Annotated in this window: 18 protein-coding genes and 2 pseudogenes; 10 read left to right on the forward strand and 10 right to left on the reverse strand. The window is 43.4% G+C overall.

The features are described 5' to 3' along the window. Window positions 1-36 precede the first annotated feature (36 nt). Entirely contained in the window at window positions 37-945 is a 909-nt protein-coding gene (locus ACOBWA_RS06595; protein ID WP_420230571.1) for a LysR family transcriptional regulator, read from the reverse strand. A gap of 161 nt (window positions 946-1,106) precedes the next feature. On the opposite strand from ACOBWA_RS06595, the gene ACOBWA_RS06600 reads away from it, so the two are divergent. Next, window positions 1,107-1,553, forward strand: coding sequence for a DoxX family protein (locus tag ACOBWA_RS06600; RefSeq protein ID WP_420230572.1), 447 nt, complete (start codon window positions 1,107-1,109; stop codon window positions 1,551-1,553). 88 nt (window positions 1,554-1,641) lie between these two features. Beyond that, window positions 1,642-2,469, forward strand: a complete 828-nt coding sequence (locus tag ACOBWA_RS06605; protein WP_420230573.1) for a DODA-type extradiol aromatic ring-opening family dioxygenase — start codon at window positions 1,642-1,644, stop codon at window positions 2,467-2,469. Window positions 2,470-2,724: 255 nt separating this feature from the next. Here ACOBWA_RS06605 and ACOBWA_RS06610 read toward each other — a convergent pair whose 3' ends face one another. Beyond that, window positions 2,725-3,585 carry a LysR family transcriptional regulator gene (locus ACOBWA_RS06610; RefSeq protein WP_420230574.1) on the reverse strand — a complete coding sequence of 287 codons (861 nt, stop codon included), beginning with the start codon at window positions 3,583-3,585 and terminating at the stop codon, window positions 2,725-2,727. Window positions 3,586-3,771: 186 nt separating this feature from the next. On the opposite strand from ACOBWA_RS06610, the gene ACOBWA_RS06615 reads away from it, so the two are divergent. Next, window positions 3,772-4,899, forward strand: coding sequence for an alkene reductase (locus tag ACOBWA_RS06615; RefSeq protein WP_420230736.1), 1,128 nt, complete (start codon window positions 3,772-3,774; stop codon window positions 4,897-4,899). A gap of 171 nt (window positions 4,900-5,070) precedes the next feature. Beyond that, window positions 5,071-5,292 (forward strand): hypothetical protein, encoded by a 222-nt coding sequence (locus ACOBWA_RS06620; protein ID WP_057760053.1) that lies wholly within the window; start codon window positions 5,071-5,073, stop codon window positions 5,290-5,292. Window positions 5,293-5,327: 35 nt separating this feature from the next. Here ACOBWA_RS06620 and ACOBWA_RS06625 read toward each other — a convergent pair whose 3' ends face one another. The 6 genes from ACOBWA_RS06625 to ACOBWA_RS06650 form a co-directional block, all read right to left on the reverse strand. After that, window positions 5,328-5,795: a DUF305 domain-containing protein gene (locus ACOBWA_RS06625; protein WP_420230575.1), complete on the reverse strand. Its 468-nt coding sequence runs from the start codon at window positions 5,793-5,795 to the stop codon at window positions 5,328-5,330. Between the two features lie 21 nt (window positions 5,796-5,816). Further along, entirely contained in the window at window positions 5,817-6,836 is a 1,020-nt protein-coding gene (locus ACOBWA_RS06630) for a copper resistance protein B (RefSeq protein WP_420230576.1), read from the reverse strand. 25 nt (window positions 6,837-6,861) lie between these two features. Beyond that, window positions 6,862-8,562, reverse strand: a complete 1,701-nt coding sequence (locus ACOBWA_RS06635) for a copper resistance system multicopper oxidase (RefSeq protein WP_420230577.1) — start codon at window positions 8,560-8,562, stop codon at window positions 6,862-6,864. A 185-nt stretch (window positions 8,563-8,747) separates the two neighbouring features. Beyond that, a complete protein-coding gene (locus tag ACOBWA_RS06640; RefSeq protein WP_420230578.1) occupies window positions 8,748-9,302 on the reverse strand; it encodes a DUF411 domain-containing protein in 555 nt (184 codons plus the stop codon). A 155-nt stretch (window positions 9,303-9,457) separates the two neighbouring features. Next, entirely contained in the window at window positions 9,458-10,051 is a 594-nt protein-coding gene (locus ACOBWA_RS06645) for a c-type cytochrome (RefSeq protein ID WP_201579983.1), read from the reverse strand. A 194-nt stretch (window positions 10,052-10,245) separates the two neighbouring features. Then, window positions 10,246-10,542 carry a hypothetical protein gene (locus tag ACOBWA_RS06650; protein WP_420230579.1) on the reverse strand — a complete coding sequence of 99 codons (297 nt, stop codon included), beginning with the start codon at window positions 10,540-10,542 and terminating at the stop codon, window positions 10,246-10,248. Window positions 10,543-10,737: 195 nt separating this feature from the next. On the opposite strand from ACOBWA_RS06650, the pseudogene ACOBWA_RS06655 reads away from it, so the two are divergent. The 3 genes and pseudogenes from ACOBWA_RS06655 to ACOBWA_RS06665 all read left to right on the forward strand — a co-directional run bounded on the left by ACOBWA_RS06655 (window position 10,738) and on the right by ACOBWA_RS06665 (window position 14,344). Then, window positions 10,738-11,459, forward strand: a pseudogene (locus tag ACOBWA_RS06655) (heavy metal response regulator transcription factor). A gap of 1 nt (window position 11,460) precedes the next feature. Next, window positions 11,461-13,008: an ATP-binding protein gene (locus tag ACOBWA_RS06660; protein WP_420230580.1), complete on the forward strand. Its 1,548-nt coding sequence runs from the start codon at window positions 11,461-11,463 to the stop codon at window positions 13,006-13,008. A gap of 208 nt (window positions 13,009-13,216) precedes the next feature. Beyond that, entirely contained in the window at window positions 13,217-14,344 is a 1,128-nt protein-coding gene (locus tag ACOBWA_RS06665; protein WP_420230581.1) for a M14 family metallopeptidase, read from the forward strand. Between the two features lie 65 nt (window positions 14,345-14,409). On the opposite strand, the gene ACOBWA_RS06670 is transcribed toward ACOBWA_RS06665, so the two are convergent. Continuing rightward, the gene (locus ACOBWA_RS06670) at window positions 14,410-15,393 is read right to left on the reverse strand and encodes an EamA family transporter (RefSeq protein WP_420230582.1); all 984 of its coding nucleotides are present in this window, start codon (window positions 15,391-15,393) and stop codon (window positions 14,410-14,412) included. 255 nt (window positions 15,394-15,648) lie between these two features. Next, window positions 15,649-17,028, reverse strand: coding sequence for a PLP-dependent aminotransferase family protein (locus tag ACOBWA_RS06675; protein WP_420230583.1), 1,380 nt, complete (start codon window positions 17,026-17,028; stop codon window positions 15,649-15,651). A 265-nt stretch (window positions 17,029-17,293) separates the two neighbouring features. Here ACOBWA_RS06675 and ACOBWA_RS06680 point away from each other — a divergent pair, with 265 nt between their 5' ends. The 3 genes and pseudogenes from ACOBWA_RS06680 to ACOBWA_RS06690 all read left to right on the forward strand — a co-directional run bounded on the left by ACOBWA_RS06680 (window position 17,294) and on the right by ACOBWA_RS06690 (window position 19,986). Then, complete coding sequence (locus ACOBWA_RS06680) at window positions 17,294-18,172, forward strand: MFS transporter (protein ID WP_420230584.1); 879 nt, start codon at window positions 17,294-17,296, stop codon at window positions 18,170-18,172. Continuing rightward, window positions 18,160-18,498 (forward strand): hypothetical protein, encoded by a 339-nt coding sequence (locus ACOBWA_RS06685; protein ID WP_420230585.1) that lies wholly within the window; start codon window positions 18,160-18,162, stop codon window positions 18,496-18,498. The genes ACOBWA_RS06680 and ACOBWA_RS06685 overlap by 13 nt, the downstream gene beginning before the upstream one ends. A 287-nt stretch (window positions 18,499-18,785) precedes the next feature. After that, window positions 18,786-19,986: pseudogene (locus ACOBWA_RS06690) on the forward strand (acetamidase/formamidase family protein). Window positions 19,987-20,047: the final 61 nt, after the last annotated feature.

The following is a 20,047-nucleotide window of genomic DNA, read 5'->3' on the forward strand; positions in this document are numbered from 1 at the left end:
ATGTGTCGTGGCTTTTTTATGTCTCTATGTTTAAAGCTATATATTCTCATCCCAATACGGCGGCGTGCCATAGTAGTTGATCATAAAGTCGATAAAGCATCTGACTTTGTGAGGTAGTAGTTTTCTATGGGCATAGACAGCATACAAGCCTAAAGGGCTAGGTTCATATTCTGGCAATACTACGACCAACTTGCCCGTACTCAACGCTTCGCTAGCAATGAAAGTCGGCTGTAGTATCAATCCTCCACCTGCAATAGCTGCTTCAACGAGTACGTCGCCATTATTACTATGAAAAACGCTACGTTCTTTGAGTTGTTTGGTCTTTAGGTATTTGTAGATTTGACCCTTAGTTTCTACATTCATATAGCTATAATGCAAATAGCGATGCGACTCTAAATCCTCAAGTTGCTTGGGGGTGCCATGATTTTTGAGGTACTCGGGCGAGGCGCATAATACCACGCGAATCGGAGCAATCTGCTTGGCGATAAGTGACGAGCTTTGGAGCTGTCCGATACGCAGGGCAATATCAAAGCCTTCTTCAACGATATCCACTTTTCGATCACTCAACTGTAGATCAACGGTAACTGACGGATAGCGCTCCTGAAAATCAGTGATGAGTTTTGCCATATGCTTTAAGGCAAAGGACACGGGCGCACTGATGCGCAAGACGCCTTTGGGATGCTGTTGTAAGCCGCCTAACTGCGATGCCATCTCATCAATACTCAATAAAATCTGCTGTGCATGCGTAAAATATTGACTGCCAGCTTCTGTCAGACTGACTTTGCGTGTAGTGCGGTTGAGCAGGCGAGTATGCAGTTCCTCCTCTAGCTTTGCCACATATTTGCTTACTAGCTGCGGCGAGAGCTGCATCGTAATAGCCGCTTTACTAAAGCTACCTTCTGTCACTACCGCGACAAAAGCGCGCATGGCATCGATTCTATCCATATCTGTCCCTATAATTCTCTCGATATCAAATCCATTATAAACAGTATATTGATAATTATTCAATATAACTGAGCTTACTCTTTTATAGCGTTGATAGTAAAGTGTGCTTATATCATTTTCGACACTATTTATTTTAATCATACGTTATGGAGTGAGCATCAATGAAATCATCACTATTAGATACTATTTTGACATCAAAAGCCGGAGCAGCGGCCTTGGTGCTTCGTGTACCAGTTGGCCTAATTCTGGCAGCCCATGGCGCCCAAAAATTATTTGGCTGGTTTGGTGGTAATGGGCTAGCAGGTACGGCTCAATGGTTAAGCAGTATGGGTATGGAGCCGGGTTACTTGATGGCGATACTAGCAGGCGGTGCTGAGTTCTTTGGTGGTCTGGCTCTGGTATTAGGTTTGCTAACCAGACCAGCTGCTTTAGCCGCAGCCTTTACCATGTTAGTGGCTATTTTTTCTGTCCATATTAGCAATGGGCTATTTGCTGATAATGGCGGTTATGAATACGCGCTAACATTGATGGTGGCTTCGCTTGCTCTAGCCATCCAAGGTGGCGGTTCCTTCAGTATGGATAAGGTATTGTCAGAAAAATTAGGATAGGTTTTATAGTTGTAAATAGCTTTATTCAATTTTACTGAATAAAGCTATTTAATAAGAGCCATTTAAGAAAAGCAACAAGGGGAAAGCCATGATAACACTTCTATCTAATGAGTCAGTTAGCCAGCCTGTATTGTTTATACCGCATGGTGCAGGGCCGTGCTTTTTCATGGATTGGCAACCAGCGGATACGTGGTATGAGATGGCAACGTTTTTAAAGAGCATTTCTGCTCGTTTGCCTGAGCGACCAAAGGCTATCTTAATCATTAGTGCGCATTGGCAGACAGCTGAATTTAGTATCACCGCTAGTAAGCAACCTGATCTCATTTATGATTATTATGGCTTTCCTGAACATACTTACAGTTTGACTTATCCAGCCTCAGGCGCACCAGCATTGGCGGAGCAAGTCAGTAGTCTATTGACAGAGGCAGGAGTAGGTAATAAACAAGATGCGGAGCGTGGGTTTGATCATGGCGTATTTATACCGCTTAAGCTAATGTTCCCTGAGGCGGATATTCCAGTGGTACAGCTATCCTTGCGTCATGATTTAGACCCACAAGCGCATATAGCTGCTGGTCAAGCACTGGCGTCACTGCGTACAGAAGGGGTACTAATCGTCGGTAGCGGCATGAGCTTTCATAATATGCGCGGTTATGGCGATACCAGCTTTACTGAACCATCAGAGCGTTTTGATGAATGGCTAACGAATACTGTGGAATTAGCAGATTCGGATAAACGACTTGCGGCATTGGTCAATTGGAAAAATGCTCCTCACGCGCTTGACTCACATCCTTTAGGGGCAGAGGAGCATTTGTTACCGCTTATGATAGCGGTGGGTGCAGCAGGATGTGACAAAGGGCACAAGATTTACTCCCAGCAAGTGCTAAAAACACAGTTGTCAGCTTTTCAGTTTGGTTAGGTGTGTTGAAAAATTTAATGCATGGTGTTTCAGCGTGGTTGTCAAAAATAAAATATCCTTTGAATCTCAGACTCAAAGGATGTTTTAGATTAATACAGCAATTATTAATGGCATATCAAAATAAGAGATAATGTCTCTTATTATTCATACTTTGCCACTACATTATTTCCGTCAAGTTCAAGTTTAAAAATGTTCGATGTCGTTTCAAAGTTGGCTATAGCTAAGTTAATTATTATAGATTTCTCAACTGCTCAATCAACCAACGATGTATGCCGCTGTCGTTGGTACGTGGATGCCATGCCGCGATGACTTTAAAAGTGGGGGCAACGCTTCAACCTTAAGCTCTTTGACCTTGCTGCTCGGCAACAATCGCGAAGGATAAAACGCAATCATGTCAGTGGTGTGCAAAATATCTGGTACAGCCGAAAAGCTAGGAACCGACATCACAATATTTCGTTTTAGACCTTTTTCTGCAAACCATTGATCATGAGAGCCACGTAAATTGGCACGCGAGGGTGACACGACTAGCTGCGCGTGTGCAGCCACTTGCGCCAGCGTTAATGGCTCTGTGGCAAAGGTATTTTCACAACCTGTCACGCATAAATGCTGCTCTTCAAATAAAGTCACATACGATAAGTTATCTGGGATAAATTCAGGAAAGGTAATCAACAAATCAAGCTCACCTGCTGCTATCAGCTGATTGATATTGTCCGAGGCAAAGTCGCGCACGATTAACTTCAAATCTGGTGCGTTGCGTCGCGTTATGTTAAACAACTGCGGTAATAAGGCTTGCGTCGCATAGTCAGTCGCACTAATCGTAAATATGCCTTTGTATGTGTGCGGCATAAAAATCTCTGGCTCTAACAAATCTTCCAACTGCTTTAATATATGGTCAATAGGTTGCTGCATCGATAGCGCTTTTGGTGTTGCCACCATGCTATTGCCTTGACGAATAAACAAACGATCATCAAACACCTCACGCAACTTACGCAGCTGCTCACTGATGGCTTGTTGGGTCAGCCCCATTTTACGTGCAACTTGTGAGAGGTTTTTCAGATCAAGCAGCGCCTGCAATACTCTAAGTTGCTTGATATCGAGCCGATTCATACCATTCATAATTTCATACCATTAATAATTGTATCTTAAACAAGAAACGGTTGTTTCTAATTGTACCTGCAAAACGCTATGCTGACCAACATTGCTTAAGTAGCCACTAAATGAGCTATTAAGCATTAAAACAGGCTCAATACATTCAATAATAAGCCATCAGCTGCTTTAAAAGAGACACTTATGACACAAACTATTCCAGATACAAAGACATTATTTTCCTCTGTAGCACTTGGGCCTTATACGCTCAAAAACCGCATCGTCATGCCGCCATTGACACGCTCTCGTAGCACGCAACCTGACAATATCCCTAATGACTTAATGGCCAGCTATTATGCACAGCGTGCGACAGCAGGCTTTATGGTGACGGAAGGTACGCAGATTGAGCCAAGAGGTCAAGGTTATGCTTGGACGCCAGGTATTCATTCACCAGCCCAAGTTGAAGGTTGGAAAAAAGTCACGCAAGCAGTACATGACAAAGGCGGTATTATTTTTGCTCAGCTTTGGCACGTAGGCCGTGTGTCGCACACCAGCTTGCAGCCTAATGGTGCTCAGCCGGTAGGGCCGTCTGATATTACTGCTGATAACGTCAAAGTATTTATTGAAACAGGTCCGGGTGAAGGTGCATTGGCCGATCCAGGCGCGCCGCGTGCCCTAAGTACCGATGAAGTTGGTGAACTGGTAAGTATGTATGCGGCCGCTGCGCGCAATGCATTGGAGGCGGGTTTTGATGGGGTAGAGCTGCATTGTGCTAACGGTTATTTGGTCAATCAGTTTATCTCTGAGCACACCAATCACCGTGATGATCAATATGGTGGGTCGTTGACCAATCGTTTGCGCTTCTTAAAAGAAATCGTCGCTGCTGTCAGTGATGTGGTGGGTGCTGATCGTTTAGGCGTACGCTTTGCGCCATTATTTGCGAGTACGGATGAGACGCGCGTGTATTTAGGCTTGGTAGAGTCAGATCCCCATCATACGTATATTGAAGCGATTAAAGTCCTTGAGCAAGCGGGCATCGCTTATTTGTCCATTGCAGAAGCTGATTGGGACAATGCGCCTGATTTACCAGACACTTTTTATCAAGCAGTCAGAGAAGAATTTTCAGGCCGTATTATTTATGCTGGCAAGTACACGGTACAAAAAGCTGTGAACATTTTAGAAAAAGGCTACGGTGATTTATTCGCGTTTGGTCGTCCTTTTATCGCCAATCCTGATCTGCCAGAGCGTATTGCCAATCATTGGCCACTCAATGAAGTAGATCCTACCACGATGTATGGTGGTACCGATGTTGGCTATAGTGATTATCCTTACTATCAAGAATAGCAAAGTACATAAACAGTGACTGAGATAAGGCCATTAATACTAATGGCCTTATTTTCATTTATAAATTTGTGACTTGTTGGATATTCACAGACAGTCAATCTTTAAGCGACAATTATTGTTTTTGTCGCTTAAAGGTTTTTCTTTTATCGTTTTATCAATAGGTAGTAGGCAATGAATCAGAATTCCAAAGACAGACTTATACGCATATTGATAGGATATGTCGGACTTTATCCAACGCTCCTAATCGTATTGACGTTATTGAAGCCTGTGACCCAAGGATTAAGCCTGCCAGTGGTGGTATTAATTGAAACGATAATACTTGTTCCACTGACACAGTTGGTGTCTTTCCCACTAGCAGGCTGGGTCATTGAGCGTCTGAGCAGAAAAAAGTGATCGCTTTTCGCAGCGTTCACTGGTACACCATTCTCTTATTCAAGCTCATCAATCAACTGCTTCATCTCAGCGATTTCACGCTTTTGTGCTTTTATAATATCATCAGCAAGCTTTTGTACACGCGGATCTTCAATATCAGCGCGGCTACTGGTGAGAATGGCAATCGAGTGATGCGGTATCATCGCCTGCATCCAATCGACTTGGTCGACCGTTGCTTGAGATCTAACGCCCCAGATACCAACTGCAAACATCAATACACTTAGACCATAGATCATTAAATTGACCTTGGTCTTTTTATACATATTGGTCATAAATGCCAACATGACGACTGCCATACCGGCACCCATGTATAGCGCCATATAAGCTCGGGTTTCACTAAAGTAAATGTGATCCCACTGGTAGGTATTGAAGTACATCATGATATACATGATGACAGTCGATGTCAGAATCATTAAGGTAAATTTTACATAAGGGTTCATATTTTTTTGCTTAGCAGCTTCCATGATATGACCTCCATTGTTTTGTTAAATTAAAATGGGTAGACAGTTAAAACCAGAATTTAACCCCGCAGTCAAACTATTGCTATCAACTGATTCATTTTCTTGACGTCGTTGGCCACGAGCCTTGCCAAGCGCTGTCTCATAACTAACCCCCACATAAGGGGCTAGCTGGCGATTGAACGTTTCGTAAGTCAGCCTGACCTCAGTTTCCATCTCATTAAAGCCCTTGGTAATACCATTATCATGGTCATCTTTACTAAAGGCTGTCAGTCCAACCTCCGGTATGACAACCCAATGTTGATCCAAACGCCATTCGTACTCTGCGCCCAAATCAAGACGAAGTTGACCATCGGTATATAAGTAGGCTCTCGCATCCGTTTCGATAAAATAAGGCGCGGTACCGACAATACCTGCCATTATGGCAGCGTTATCGTTTTCAGTATCGTAAGCGACACCAGCTTCACCATTCCAGAAAATGCTTAGTGGTTTCCAATAAGCAAGCGAGCTCAAGCTATCGATTTCTTTATCATCTTTAGTCTGAGCACTACCTTCGGTACGTAGTCTTAAGCGATTGCTATCAGTACCGTACCAACCCGTCGACTCGAAGTTGATTTGGTCTTCATCAAACTGATAACCCAAATCGTCTACTGAGACTCCCCATAATGGCATGCTGCCCATCATCATGGGCTTACCATACTGCCCGTAAGGAACCCCATTTGAATAGTCTGGACTGCGAGCATCGGCTGGTGGCTGCCCACCTTGCATGCCCGACATATCCATGCCGCTATGGTCCATATCAGACATATCACCTGACATGTCCATGCCGCTATGATCCATACCAGACATATCGCCTGACATGTCCATGCCGCTGTGGTCCATATCAGACATATCGCCCGACATATCCATGCCACTGTGGTCCATATCAGACATATCCATGCCACTATGATCCATACTCGACATCTCAGCAGCTGTTGCAAAAGAGGATGTGAGTAAGACTAGCGATGACAAACCAATGAATGACAGATTTTTCTTAGATATTTTCATAATAAGCCTCATATTCGAAGGTTTGTTAAACGACGGCAACTTCTCTGAACATACCGGCTTCCATGTGATACAGCAGATGACAGTGCCATGCCCATCGTCCAACTTCTCCCGTCACATCGAAGCTAATCTTTTGCGCTGGCTGCACTACAATCGTATGTTTACGTACTTGAAAGTCTCCAGATGGCGTGCGCAAGTCGCTCCACATACCATGCAGGTGCATCGGATGGTTCATCATCGTGTCATTGACTAAGGTAATACGCACACGCTCGTTTGGCTTAATATTGACAGGCGTTGCATCCTTAAACATGACACCATCCAACGCCCAAATATAGCGTTCCATGTTACCCGTTAAATGTAGCTCGATCTCTCGGGTAGGCTTACGCTGCTCTGCAAATATGGCCTCATCGACAGAGTGCAGCTGACTATAATTCAGCACCTCTCGATTGATATTGCGCAGATTAATACCGGGATCATCGAGGTTCATACGTGGACTATCGACACGCATATCAGATTTGAAGTCATACTCGGTCTTAGCATGCTTTGCTTTATAGCCTTTATCACCCATCGCACCCATCATATCGGCCATGGTCAACCATTCGATCTTATCCATAGCAGGTATTGCAGCACGAGCGCCTTTTTTGGTTGCAAGCGTGGTCGCGACATAGCCTGAACGATCAATGTTTTGGGCAAATATGGTATGTGCATCTTGAGTAGGCGTGACAATGACGTCATAAGTCTCAGCCACGCCAATGCGGAAATCATCAATCGCAACGGGTGCGACGTCAATACCATCTGTTGCTACCACAGTCATCTTGAGACCCGGTATACGCACATCAAATATCGTCTGTGCTGAGGCGTTGATAAAGCGTAGTTTGACGGGCTGTCCCGCTTTCACTAGCTGTGTCCAATTGGCGGCTGTGGTCTTACCGTTCATCAGATACGTAAAAGTCTTCTCACCAGATAGATCGGTGAAATCCGTCGGCATCATGCGCATCTGATTCCACATTTTGCGCTTATCAAACGCAGTTTTCATATCTGTTGCGGCAATATCAGACAATAGTTTTTTGAAATCCGGCAAATGATAGTTATCAAAATCAGCGCGCTGTTTGAGCAACTTCAAGAGATTGTGCGGATCGCGGTGCGTCCAATCACTCAGCACGATTACATGGTCTTCCTCGATTGGATGACGCTCACGGCCTTTGGGTTCAATGACGATAGCACCAAGCATACCGGTTTGCTCTTGGAAACCACTGTGTGAGTGATACCAATAGGTGCCTGATTGTTTAAGTTTGAATTTATAGGTAAAGGTGCTATTTGCAGGAATACCATCGAAACTGATACCTGGTACGCCATCCATCTCAAAAGGTACGAGCAAGCCATGCCAATGGATAGAGGTTGACTCATTCATCTGGTTATGAACACGAATGGTTACTGTATCGCCTTCACGCATCTTTAGCGTTGGCGCTGGCAGCGAGTCATTAATCAGCGTCGCCATACTCGACTTGCCATTAACAGTAACGAGCTTCTTGCTGACATACAGCTCAAACTCATTACCGGTTAGGATAGGTACGATATGGTCAGATTTATCACTGTTGACGGCTACATTCTGCTGGCCTTTACCGAGCGCACTATTGGCAATAGACGGTAGGGTGGACAGCATGGATGCCCCTAACAAGGTAGAAGATCCTGTCAAAAAACGCCTGCGGTTAAGCATAGTTTTGTTCATAATAATTCACCTGATTTATATCCATAAAGTGAGAGTTGAGTCTGTATTTATCAGCTAAGTCTATGACTTTGGTCACTTATTAATAGAGCTGGATAAGCGATTTAAACGACAACCAAGCTAGATTTGCTGCTGCGGTGTGTCAATAGTTGCATAAATAGCTGTTGAGCCATCTTTATTAAGCTGCATCACTTTATATGGCATAAATTTATCTTGGTATTCCATACCTGGGCTACCGACTGGCATGCTCGGTACGGCAAGACCGATCGCATCACTTGGCGGGTTTTTAGGAACTGCGCCATATACTTAGCAGGGACATGACCTTCAAATACGTAGCCATCAGTAGTGACGGTGGTATGGCAAGAGCGCATTTGCTGCGGTACGCTGTATCGCTCTTTAAACAAGGACACGTCTTCGACATTCTGTGCGGTTGCGTTTAGGCCATGACCTTCGGCATAACCGACCCATTCTTTACAGCAGCCACAATTGGCATCTTTATAGACGGTGGCTGAGATGTTTTTTAGGATAGTTGATTGGGTATCTGAAGGAGCGCTGACTGGCATTATTTCAGCTGTTGGTTGCTCCGTGTGCGTAGCAACAGTTGGCTCAGTCGCTGGTGTTGAGTCAGCAGCAGCGGAGTTAGGTTGACTACAAGCGGCAATCGTTAACGATAACGGCAATACCACGATCGCCGAGAGCACACGGCCAGATATCAGATTATGTTCATTAATAAATCTATTCATAAAACCACTCCCGAGCGTCTGTCTGACGATTAAATATTATAAAAATTAGAGCCACATCACTGGATAAAATAGCACTGGACAAAATAGTGCTAGCAAAGCTTAAAATTCAAATCGCAAAAAGCAGCACTATTGAGCACTGCATTTTGTACAAAAAATCAATGTTGCATGCCGGATCCATCACCTGACATATCCATCTCACCATCAAATGACATATCCAACATACTATCGTCTAACCGAGTCGTTAGCATGGTGTACTGGTTTTCATTTAAGTCAGGTAACGATCTAATAAAAGCAACCATCGCCCATATTCTGTCATCATCGTGAGTAGCGCCCCAAGCGGGCATGCCAGACGCCATAATGCCATGTTTAATCGCCCAAAAGCTTTGTCTGGCACCAGCCTCGTTTTGATAGCGCTTAACGATATCCGCCTCAGTAAAGTTAGGAGGCTTTGGGTACATACCGCTATTTAAATCTGTGCTGTTGACGCCAGGAGACAAATGACAGCCAGCACACATATCTTTGTAATCTGCACCGCCCGAGCTGATCATTTCTGCCTTCTTTAAATTGGGAACCAAAATATTCTTACTGGCATGTTCAATTGAGCGTGTGCGGGCAGTTTCTAAAAAATCGTAAACCAGCGGACTATGAGCTCGATCAGCACCGATATTTATCATGCCGCTAGTCACCGTAATAAAAATGCCCACAATAGCGACAAAGACAGTAAAAAGTATTCCTAACAAAAACTTCATAGGTTTGTCCTAAAAATCCATTTTATTTAATATCCCATTACTGCTTGATCAGCTTCTCTGACAATATAGTCAAGTCTATATAAATCCGCTACAGCGTCATCCTCGCTAAGCATACTAATGTATAACTTGCACTCGGTTTCCTTGTATCGAAATTATATTGAACTGACTATAGTATTGAACTTATAAATTGATATTTAAGAATCGCTATCGCTGCTCACACAGTGCTTTTGGTACATCGCTTTCATTTTGCTCATGTTAGCCATCATGGCTTTCATAGCAGGATCATTCATATCCATTTTGCTATGATCCATTTTTTGCATCATCTGCATATGCTTTTGCATTTCCTCACAGTTCATTTGGTCTTTTTCAGCGTGCATTTTGGGATCGTGTGCCAACGCAGAGGTTGAAACAACTAAGGCTATAGCAGTTGCTACGATTGATTTAGAAAGTGGCATTGATTTGAGCAGTGGCATTGGTTTGAATAATGACATGGTAAATCCTTATTTAAATTGGTATGTAGTCGAAAAGACTTTAAGATATTAAGTTACTTTAAAGCATACTTTAGTGATTCTGACAGAGAGATGACGGTAAGATTACAATTCTGTCATCTTGAGATTTTTTGATGTTCAAAGTGGGGTTATGCTTTACTATGCTAGGTAAGCGTGAAAGGTATATGGGAAGCTATTATGAAAGTGCTGCTGGTAGAAGATGAATTGAAGCTTGGCGAGTACATAAAAAAGGCTTAACGGAAGCTGGGTTTATTGTGGATCATCACATAACAGGTTTAGATGGCTATCATGCATTGATGACGGAAGAATTTAGCGTGATACTGATGGATGTCATGCTACCTGATGTTAGTGGCTTTGAGCTAGTGCGCAATTACCGAGCGGCAGGCAAGCATACGCCTGTGCTCTTTCTAACGGCAAAAGATGACTTAAGTGACAAAATAAAAGGGATTGAAATTGGAGGCGATGATTATTTAACCAAGCCTTTTGCGTTTGCAGAATTGATCGTCAGAATCAAAAGCTTATTACGACGTGCCAATCAAGCCGATTATCAAAGTACGATTATGCAAATAGCAGATCTTAAAATGGACATTGCTAAGCGCACTGTGCATAGAAAAGACAAGGCTATTAAGCTCACGGCAAAAGAGTTCTCATTATTACAGTTTCTATTAGAGCGCCGAGGTGAGGTGCTACCTCGCTCAGTCATCGCCTCTCAAGTATGGGATATGAATTTTGAAAATGATACCAATGTGATTGATGTGGCGATAAGGCGTCTTCGTATAAAAATAGACGATGATCATGACGCAAAGCTGATTCATACAGTGCGCGGGATGGGCTATCGGTTAGAAGCTGTCGATACGGCGCTTGATAGTAAACCATCTCACGAAGATGGTAATGTCTAATATGAAATATAAGTTTGATAATCGGCGTTTGCCACTATTATGGCGTACTGTGCTATTGCTCACGATATTTGTTGTTATATCACAGGTTATCATTTATATATGGATACAGCGTTCTGTTAAAGGCCATTTCGAGCAAATGGACGCTGAAATTATGACTCATGCGGCTTTTAATCTACGTAAACGAGTGATAGAACCTAGTAGCCCTATAACTTCCCAAACCCTACCAAGCTCTCAATATCCATTGAATAGTCAACAGCCGCTAAGAGCGGCACCTGACGTAATGCCTGATGGAGATACTTCTACCGCAGCGATATCAGATGAAACTGATCATCAGCATTCTTCTTGGCTAGATTACGATCTAAAAACCATTATCGCTAATAAAGAAGGGCAGATACTGTCTAGTACCCCCAATAACTTTGCTCAAGAGCTAGGAGAGGGGTTTAATCTGTCATCACTGAAACAAGATAATGATAAGCAACAGTTTGTGATGAATATCAATAGCCGATACTATCGAGCAATGGTCATTGAAGACGACAAAATGCTCGCGCTTATCGCATTGCCTATAGATGTGCATCATCAGTATTTATTACAGTTCAATCGTCAGCTTAGTATGATTTTGTTCGCGATTACCTTGTTGCTCGTATCAGTAGCGGCGCTGGGTGTGTATTGGGGTTTTGCCCCTTTGGCGACCATCGTCCAAAAAATGAAAACAATGAATCCTGACAGATTGGATGACAGAGTCACGGTCAGTGATATGCCGTTAGAGCTGCGACCATTAGCAGAATCTTACAACTCAATGATGGCCAAGCTTGAAAGTAACTTTGAATCATTGTCACGGTTTTCAGACAATATCGCCCATGAGCTGCGCACTCCAATAGCGACACTCAGCACGCAAACGCAAGTCATGTTAAATAAACCGAGAGCTGGTGATGAATACATTGAGCAGCTACATCATCAGCATGACACGTTAGAGCAGCTGTCGGCCATGATAAATAATATGTTGCTGCTGGCAAAAACCCAAAAAGGATTGAGTGACTCGCAAATCAGTCACGTGGATACGGACAATTTAATCACCAAGCTCATTGATTACTACGAAATGATTGCAGAAGACAGAGGTATCGCTATTGAGACCAAAGGTGAGTTTAGCGCTGTCTTAGGAGACAAAAGTTTATTACAAAGGCTCTTTGCTAATCTGATATCGAATGCGATTTATTATGCTGCTCAAGATAGCGTTATAACCATTAGGGCAGATAGAATAAACTCAGATGAGATAGTGGACACAACGATAACCAGTTTTCAACAATCCAAACAAGCTGTTTTACGAATGACCATCACCAACCAATTAGATGAGCCATTAGCACAAAGTGAGGCAGATAAGTTGTTTGAGCGCTTCTATCGACATCACAAAACAATAGATCGCCATACAGGAACAGGTTTGGGTCTATCCATCGTACAGTCTATCGTTGGGGCGCATAACGGTAACGTCAGTATTACTATAAAGGACGATGATTACTTTCAAGTGAGTGTCGAGTTATTGGCGGACGTTTAATCTTTTAGCAGTCAAATATAGATATTCAATCCGAATAGATATATTTGATAGATGATTGCCTTGAAAACGAGCTGGTAATGACCAAGTAAATGTATGTCGAATGCCCCATACAAAGCTAGAGATTATTAAAAGGCAATAGGTAAAATAGTAAGTCGATAACGAACATAATACTTAAAACACAATCATAAAAATCAATTAGGGAATGACTATGCATATCACAGCTAATTTTGATGCAGGCAACATTGACATTATTAATGCAGACAACAAAAAAGACATTCAATTAGCGATTCGTCCAGATGTTGGCGGCGAGTTTTTTCAGTGGTTTAACTTTCGTTTGTCAGGTCAAATAGGGGAGCAGTATGTTCTCAATATTCTGAATGCAGGAGAGGCGTCTTATCTAGAAGGGTGGGAGAACTACCAAGCGGTGGCTTCTTATGATCGTCAGCATTGGTTCCGTTTGCCAACGTCTTACAAAGATGGCAAATTGACCATCGTGGCAGAGTTAGAATGCGAAACCATTCAGATTGCGTATTTTGCGCCTTATAGCTATGAGCGTCATCAAGATTTATTGTCCGCCGTGCAAGTGCATCCGCTAGTGACGTTAGAGCATCTAGGCGAAACGCTTGATAAACGTGACTTGACCCTAGTCAAAATAGGTGACGGTGCTGCCCACAAGCGCAATATATGGATTACTGCACGTCAGCATCCAGGTGAAACGATGGCTGAATGGCTGATCGAGGGCTTGTTGTATAGCTTGTTAGATAGCGATAATGCGACTGGCAAACAGTTATTAGACAAGGCAAACTTTTATATTGTCCCTAATATGAACCCTGATGGCAGTGTACGTGGTCACTTGCGTACTAACGCTGCCGGAACCAACTTAAATCGTGAATGGCAAAGTCCAAGCTTAGACAAAAGCCCTGAAGTATTTCATGTGATTAATAAAATGGAAGCGACAGGCGTGGATCTATTTTATGATGTGCATGGTGATGAAGCATTGCCGTACGTATTCCTCGCTGGTTCACAAGGGACGCCAAGCTACAGTGACCGTCTTGCTGGACTACGTGATAAGTTTTCAGACGTATTAAAGTTAGCCAGTGCTGATTTTCAGTCTGAGATTGGCTATGAGATCGATGCACCAGGTGCTGCCAATATGACCGTTGCTACCAATTGGGTAGCAGAGCGTTTTGATTGTCTTGCTAATACGTTAGAGATGCCATTTAAAGACAATGATAATCTGCCCGATGAAGAGATGGGTTGGTCACCCGAGCGTTCTATCAAGTTAGGGGAAGCATCACTGGTAGCAATGCTAGCTGTGGTGGATGACTTACGATAACTATAGAAAAAAGCTGCAGAAAATAGAAAGCTGCTAATGATGGCTGAGTGTTTTAGTGGTCATCGTTAGCAGCTTTTTTTAATTTTTATTTTCACATTCGCCAATAACAGTCCTGACAAAATCAACATCATGGCCAGCATCTTCCACCACGTCACTACTTCTCCTGTGAGTAGTACTGAGGTCACCATACCGAATACGGGTACCAATAGTGCAAACGGCATAACCTTGGAGGCGGTATTTTGACTGAGTAAGTGTGCCCATAGACCAAAGCCAATTAAGGTTGAGATATAGACGATAAATCCAAGTGAGAGCCAAGACTTGAGTGATGCTTCAGTAAACGTCGCCATCTGCCATGCATCAGTCTCAAATGTAAGAGAAGATATCGTCAACATCACGCAAGCAATGAGACCGCCCCAGACTACCAGCGCTAGCGCAGACAGAGCAGAGGCTTTATTCTTTCCAGTGCTAGATGTGGCAACAGATCCCCTTGTTCCTTGCTGCATCGCCTTTAGAGCCATTTGCTCTGATGCTTTTTCTAACACTTTTTCTGAAGCCTGTTTTGATGCTTGCTTGGATGCAATATTACCAAAGCTCCAACCGATGGCCGCAATCAAAATACAGATGAACCCTGCCAAAGGCATATCACCGCCAAGGTTTAACGCAATCACGCTGAGTCCTAGTACACCAACCAACATACCGACGATTTGCATACGGCTGACTGCTTCGCCCAATATAAAGTACGCTAGCAAAACCGTGATAAAAATCTGAATTTGTAGCAGTAGTGCCGTCAGCCCCGGGGATGAACCCAGATGCATCGCTGTAAATACAAAGGCGTACTGCATGACAAATGTACCGATGGCATAGATAAACAAGGTACGGTTGAATTTAGGTGGCTTTAGAAATAAAACCAGAGGCACAGCAGTAAAGAAAAAACGCAGAGCAGTAAGCATCAATGGCGGAAAGCTCTCAAGACCCCACGCAATAAAAGTAAAATTCACGCCCCAGATAAAAGTAACCAGTACAGCCAATGCAATATATATAGGGGACATATGAGCTATCCTAGAGAGTTATTATCCGTTGTCGGGAGTGGTTAGATTTGCTTGTGTTCGGCTTGTGTTCGGCTGATATTTAGGCTTAGAATTATAGTCGAAAGGTCACTATATAATAGGACGGTACTAGCACTATAGTCGATTCAATTTAAAAGTAGTACAAGGCAACCGAGTGTAGATGTACATGTGATACTTCAAGCGAGGTTAACGCTGTCATACTTTTATAGTGGAATGACTATATAAGTCTCTGATTGGTTAGTCTAACGATTGAGCCAATACCTCGAAAACTTTTGAATGACTCATCTGCGCCACATTGAACCGCATAAAGTTCTCAGCATTGTCTGATTGGCTAAAAACGTTGCCCGGCGCCAATACCACACCTTTGGATAAACAGCGATTGGCCAATTCGGTCGCATTATTATTCTCAGGTAATCGGCACCATAGGAACATACCTGCTTGTGGGAGCAGCCACGGTACGATGCCTAATTTAGCCAATCGTGGTAGCGTATGAGTACGTGCGCTTGCCAGCCGAGTATGGATATCATTCATATGCTTACGGTAGCCGCTATCAGTCAAGGCGGAGAACACAACAGCTGCTGCTAACTGACTGCCACCAAAGCCAGTGGCTATCTTTAAATCTACCAAACTCTCGATCCATTCCATAGGCGCGGCAATATAACCACAGCGTAGGGATGCGGATAACGTTTTAGAAAAGCTGCCGATATAGAATACTCGTGATAAACCATCTAAAGCCGCCAATCTCGCTGCAGGCTTAACTTCAAAGTCTGCAAAAATATCGTCTTCGATAATGTACAAACCAGCCGCTTGAGCCAATTGTAATACACGGTATGCCGTAGCAGGTGATAACGTTGCGCCCGTAGGATTGTGAATGGCAGCATTGGTGATGTACAGGCGCGGCTTATGCTCATATAAAATCGCTGCAAAGGCCTCTACATCTGGCCCGTTTGGCGTATAAGGGACACCAACCACTTTGACTCGATGGGCTAGCAGCTGTGCTCGAAAGTTAAAATAACAAGGGTCATCGACGACGACCGTATCACCTGGTGTCAGCAAAAATCGAAAAATTAAATCTATCGCTTGAGTGCCCGAATCCGTCAGTATTATCTGTGACGGTTCTGCATTGATACTCAATCCTGCCATACGCCACGTGAGTAATTGGCGCAATGCTAACAGTCCTAGCGGCGTTGCATACTCACTGATAATAGACGCGTCAGCTTTTGCTACATTTCGCAGACCACGGCGTATACCTGCCTCAAATAGCCAGTCCGCTGGTAACCAGCCGCAGCCTGGCTTTAGCGCACCATCGGGTGGCTCCAGCGACTGCCGCGATACCCACAATGGATCTACCACTCGATCAATTTTTGGTGCTATATCTGTCAATGATAGCGGCGCTGTCGTCTCTGCTACATAGAACCCTGCACCCGGACGTGAGTAGATGATTCCCTCAGTTTGTAGGCGTTCATAGGCTTCAACCACGGTCGATGGTGAGAACCCATAATCTTTGGCAGCGGCACGGACAGAGGGTAGTCGCGACTCTGGCATGTAGATAACGGTCGCTATTTTCTCTTTTACGTCAGCCATGACAACTTCGATGCGTGTTAGCTTCTGATTCATATTTTTTACAATTTTTGGTAGGGCGGATTTTGTGAAGGTTTTATCTTAAGGGTACAGCTAGGACAATATATTGATTTGATATCCGAACTGTATGGGTTCTATAGTCCAAACAGTTCTGTCTAATTGTACTGGATTGTATATAGATAACCTACTGCGCTTTTGTTTTAATCATTGAACGTAAACGATGTAGAGGTAGGTGTCATTCTATTGTGAATCGCACTAACCCTAGCTAATTCAATGATCATTCTTCAAAAAGCAGCGATATATGACCACTAAAAAATATAACAAATATCTAGCCTTTGCCTTATGCGTGATAACGACAAGTGTCAATATCCAAGGCCCACTTTATGCCGTCTATGCACACAATGATGGCTATGGTGTACTAGCAACTACGATAGCGTTTTCCTTTTATGTATTAGGCGTCATACCTGTATTATTAGCTTTCGGTGGGTTGTCGGATCGGATCGGACGACGTAAGGTGATTTTAATCTCTTTGGCACTATCGGTAGCAGCAACGGCTCTTATGTTGTTTTATCCGTACACGCGAGCGCTAGCAGTAGCGCGATTCATACTGGGTGTGGGAACAGCTCTAATGGCTGCGACGGCGACTGCCTATATGATTGAGCTGCTTGGTTCATCTATGATTGAGCTGCTTGGTTCATCAGATACGATGCGTGCGACAGCGTGGGTGACGGCCAGTACAACGATAGGTTTTGGTCTTGGCCCTGTATTGACGACAGTTTCTTTGATGTTTTATGAAACCGATCAGCCAGCCAGTTTTTTCTTACTGCTAGCGAGTGGGCTGTTCGCTATGTTTTTGTTATATCAATTACCAGAGACAGCACCTAAACGCACTAATTTGCCCACCTCTATGCTACAGCTACCTTATTTTAACCGTGAGGTCATTTGGTATGGCAGCGGTATTTTGATTTGTTGGGCGACGACAGGATTGGTATTATCAGTTATTCCCTCAGTGCTGGCCACGCATGGACTGGCTAAGTATGCAGGGGTATCCTCTATGTTAGCCATCAGTTGTGGGTTGATCGTTCAGCCAATCGCCCGAAAACTTGACCCTCAAGTTTCAAGCAAGCTCGGTCTTCTGATCTTACTACCAGCTTATGCTTTATTGGCTTGGGGACGTTGAATGCCAATCTACCAGTCATTCTTTTGGCGGCATTTTTGGCCAGTACGAGTTGCTATGGCTTTGTCTACTTGGGCGGTATGCTAGGAGTCGCAAAATCTGCTGGAAATGAGCAGGCACGTGCAAGTGCAGGCTATTTTCTGATGGCATATATAGGGCTTAGTGTACCCGTCATCTTTACTGGTTTGATTGTGGATAGGTATGGTGCTGCTACTGCGTTCTACGCCTTTGGTGTGTTTTCATTAGTTAGTGTGATTGTCTTATTTGCTAGCCAGCCTATATTGAGAACTGGACGTCATTCGAACGCCAATTTGCATAGCGTGTCTTAAAATAATATTGATAATGCAGTTTTCTATCCATTATCGTTTCATTTAATATTTTTTAATTCAATACCTTTTAATTTAATACCTCTGCATGCAATGTCTATGCTCTAAAATAATGCTCTTTTTTGCTGGGGCACCACGATAAAGCAAACAATTGTATCAATATAGTGCTTTGATCCCTAACTTTAGTAGAAAACACCGTTTTGCACATGGCATAGAACTTGCCCTTTATACAGGTATGACAGTATTGTCATGCTTTAACTAAAGAGGGTATGTTCTATGTTTAAAAAACCATTCTTTCACTGTTTATTCTAAGCGCGTTTGGTATATCAGTATCCCAAGCAGAAGACTTTACGGTTCTTAAGCAAATAGCAGATAAACCTACTCAGTTGAGTAGTGGTGAATACAAAGGCAATTACTATGTACCTTCTACTTTAGACACCATAACATGGGGATATTTGCCCAACAGAGACGCCAGCCCCGTTATGTCTGTTACCTCTGGTAGTGTGGTGACTTTTGATACCGTCTCACACGAAGGTTTGCTCGAAGATCAGGGCCGTGATGCAGCAAAATACTTTAAGTCAAAAGGGGTCAAAGACGACTTTATTTTAGATGAAGCAAAAACAATAACAAAATCAAAATTAAAACATGACTTTGATAAAGATGGTCCACATATCGTGACAGGCCCTATCGAAATCAAAGGGGCGCAACCAGGCGATATCCTAAAAGTAGAAGTCATCAACGTTGAGCCGCGCGTGCCGTATGGTGTCATCTCTAACCGCCATGGCAAAGGCGCATTGGCAGGCGAGTTTCCCAAAAAGCAAAACAAGACAACGCGTCTGCCGCTCACCCTGAGCGCTACGGCAATGTCTCCGTATTTACGCCTATCGAAAAAATGCCAAAGGTGAATACGAAGGTATCCTAAAAACAGATTCTGGTAAGTCTATACGTTTTCCACTCAGGCCCTTTATGGGTCTAATGGGTGTCGCAGCAAACACCTCAGAGCGAGTACATTCAGTTCCACCTGCTATGTATGGTGGCAATATTGATATCAATGAGTTGGGTGCAGGGGCGACGGTTTATTATCCGGTACAAGTGGCAGGTGCACTGTTTTATACAGGTGACAGCCACTTTGCCCAAGGCGATGGCGAGGTTGCATTGACTGCCCTTGAAGCATCTGCTCGCGCCACTTTTAAATTTACATTGCTAAAAGCAGGTAAGGATAAGATTCCGGGTAAAGAAATTGTGCAACCTTTGGCAGAGAATGCTGAATTTTGGATCACGCCAGGGCTAGATGAAGATTTGGATGAGGCGATGAAGAAGTCTACTCGTGAAGCGATTCGTTTCTTAAATCAAGAGTATGGTATTGATGAGGCAATCGCTTATGCTTACCTAAGTGCAGCAACAGATTTTGAAGTATCGCAAGTCGTGGATAAGACCAAAGGTATTCATGCCAAAATTCGTAAAGCAGATTTTAAAGAGTTTGAAAAATAGTATAAATTAACACTCTCAATTTTAGAAAAAAGTCCTTTATATTGATATAAAGGACTTTTTA

This window comes from Psychrobacter sp. ER1, assembly GCF_048631835.1.
Lineage (GTDB): Bacteria > Pseudomonadota > Gammaproteobacteria > Pseudomonadales > Moraxellaceae > Psychrobacter.

What these genes read in the sequence shown, in the direction of transcription:
- ACOBWA_RS06595 (WP_420230571.1), bottom strand. Translation starts at nt 945, where the DNA reads ATGGATAGAATCGATGCCATGCGCGCTTTTGTCGCGGTAGTGACAGAA.
- ACOBWA_RS06625 (WP_420230575.1), bottom strand. Translation starts at nt 5,795, where the DNA reads ATGGAAGCTGCTAAGCAAAAAAATATGAACCCTTATGTAAAATTTACC.
- ACOBWA_RS06670 (WP_420230582.1), bottom strand. Translation starts at nt 15,393, where the DNA reads ATGTCCCCTATATATATTGCATTGGCTGTACTGGTTACTTTTATCTGG.
- ACOBWA_RS06680 (WP_420230584.1), top strand. Translation starts at nt 17,294, where the DNA reads ATGACCACTAAAAAATATAACAAATATCTAGCCTTTGCCTTATGCGTG.
- ACOBWA_RS06630 (WP_420230576.1), bottom strand. Translation starts at nt 6,836, where the DNA reads ATGAAAATATCTAAGAAAAATCTGTCATTCATTGGTTTGTCATCGCTA.
- ACOBWA_RS06635 (WP_420230577.1), bottom strand. Translation starts at nt 8,562, where the DNA reads ATGAACAAAACTATGCTTAACCGCAGGCGTTTTTTGACAGGATCTTCT.
- ACOBWA_RS06620 (WP_057760053.1), top strand. Translation starts at nt 5,071, where the DNA reads ATGAATCAGAATTCCAAAGACAGACTTATACGCATATTGATAGGATAT.
- ACOBWA_RS06650 (WP_420230579.1), bottom strand. Translation starts at nt 10,542, where the DNA reads ATGTCATTATTCAAACCAATGCCACTGCTCAAATCAATGCCACTTTCT.
- ACOBWA_RS06660 (WP_420230580.1), top strand. Translation starts at nt 11,461, where the DNA reads ATGAAATATAAGTTTGATAATCGGCGTTTGCCACTATTATGGCGTACT.
- ACOBWA_RS06645 (WP_201579983.1), bottom strand. Translation starts at nt 10,051, where the DNA reads ATGAAGTTTTTGTTAGGAATACTTTTTACTGTCTTTGTCGCTATTGTG.
- ACOBWA_RS06610 (WP_420230574.1), bottom strand. Translation starts at nt 3,585, where the DNA reads ATGAATGGTATGAATCGGCTCGATATCAAGCAACTTAGAGTATTGCAG.
- ACOBWA_RS06675 (WP_420230583.1), bottom strand. Translation starts at nt 17,028, where the DNA reads ATGAATCAGAAGCTAACACGCATCGAAGTTGTCATGGCTGACGTAAAA.
- ACOBWA_RS06605 (WP_420230573.1), top strand. Translation starts at nt 1,642, where the DNA reads ATGATAACACTTCTATCTAATGAGTCAGTTAGCCAGCCTGTATTGTTT.
- ACOBWA_RS06640 (WP_420230578.1), bottom strand. Translation starts at nt 9,302, where the DNA reads ATGAATAGATTTATTAATGAACATAATCTGATATCTGGCCGTGTGCTC.
- ACOBWA_RS06665 (WP_420230581.1), top strand. Translation starts at nt 13,217, where the DNA reads ATGCATATCACAGCTAATTTTGATGCAGGCAACATTGACATTATTAAT.
- ACOBWA_RS06600 (WP_420230572.1), top strand. Translation starts at nt 1,107, where the DNA reads ATGAAATCATCACTATTAGATACTATTTTGACATCAAAAGCCGGAGCA.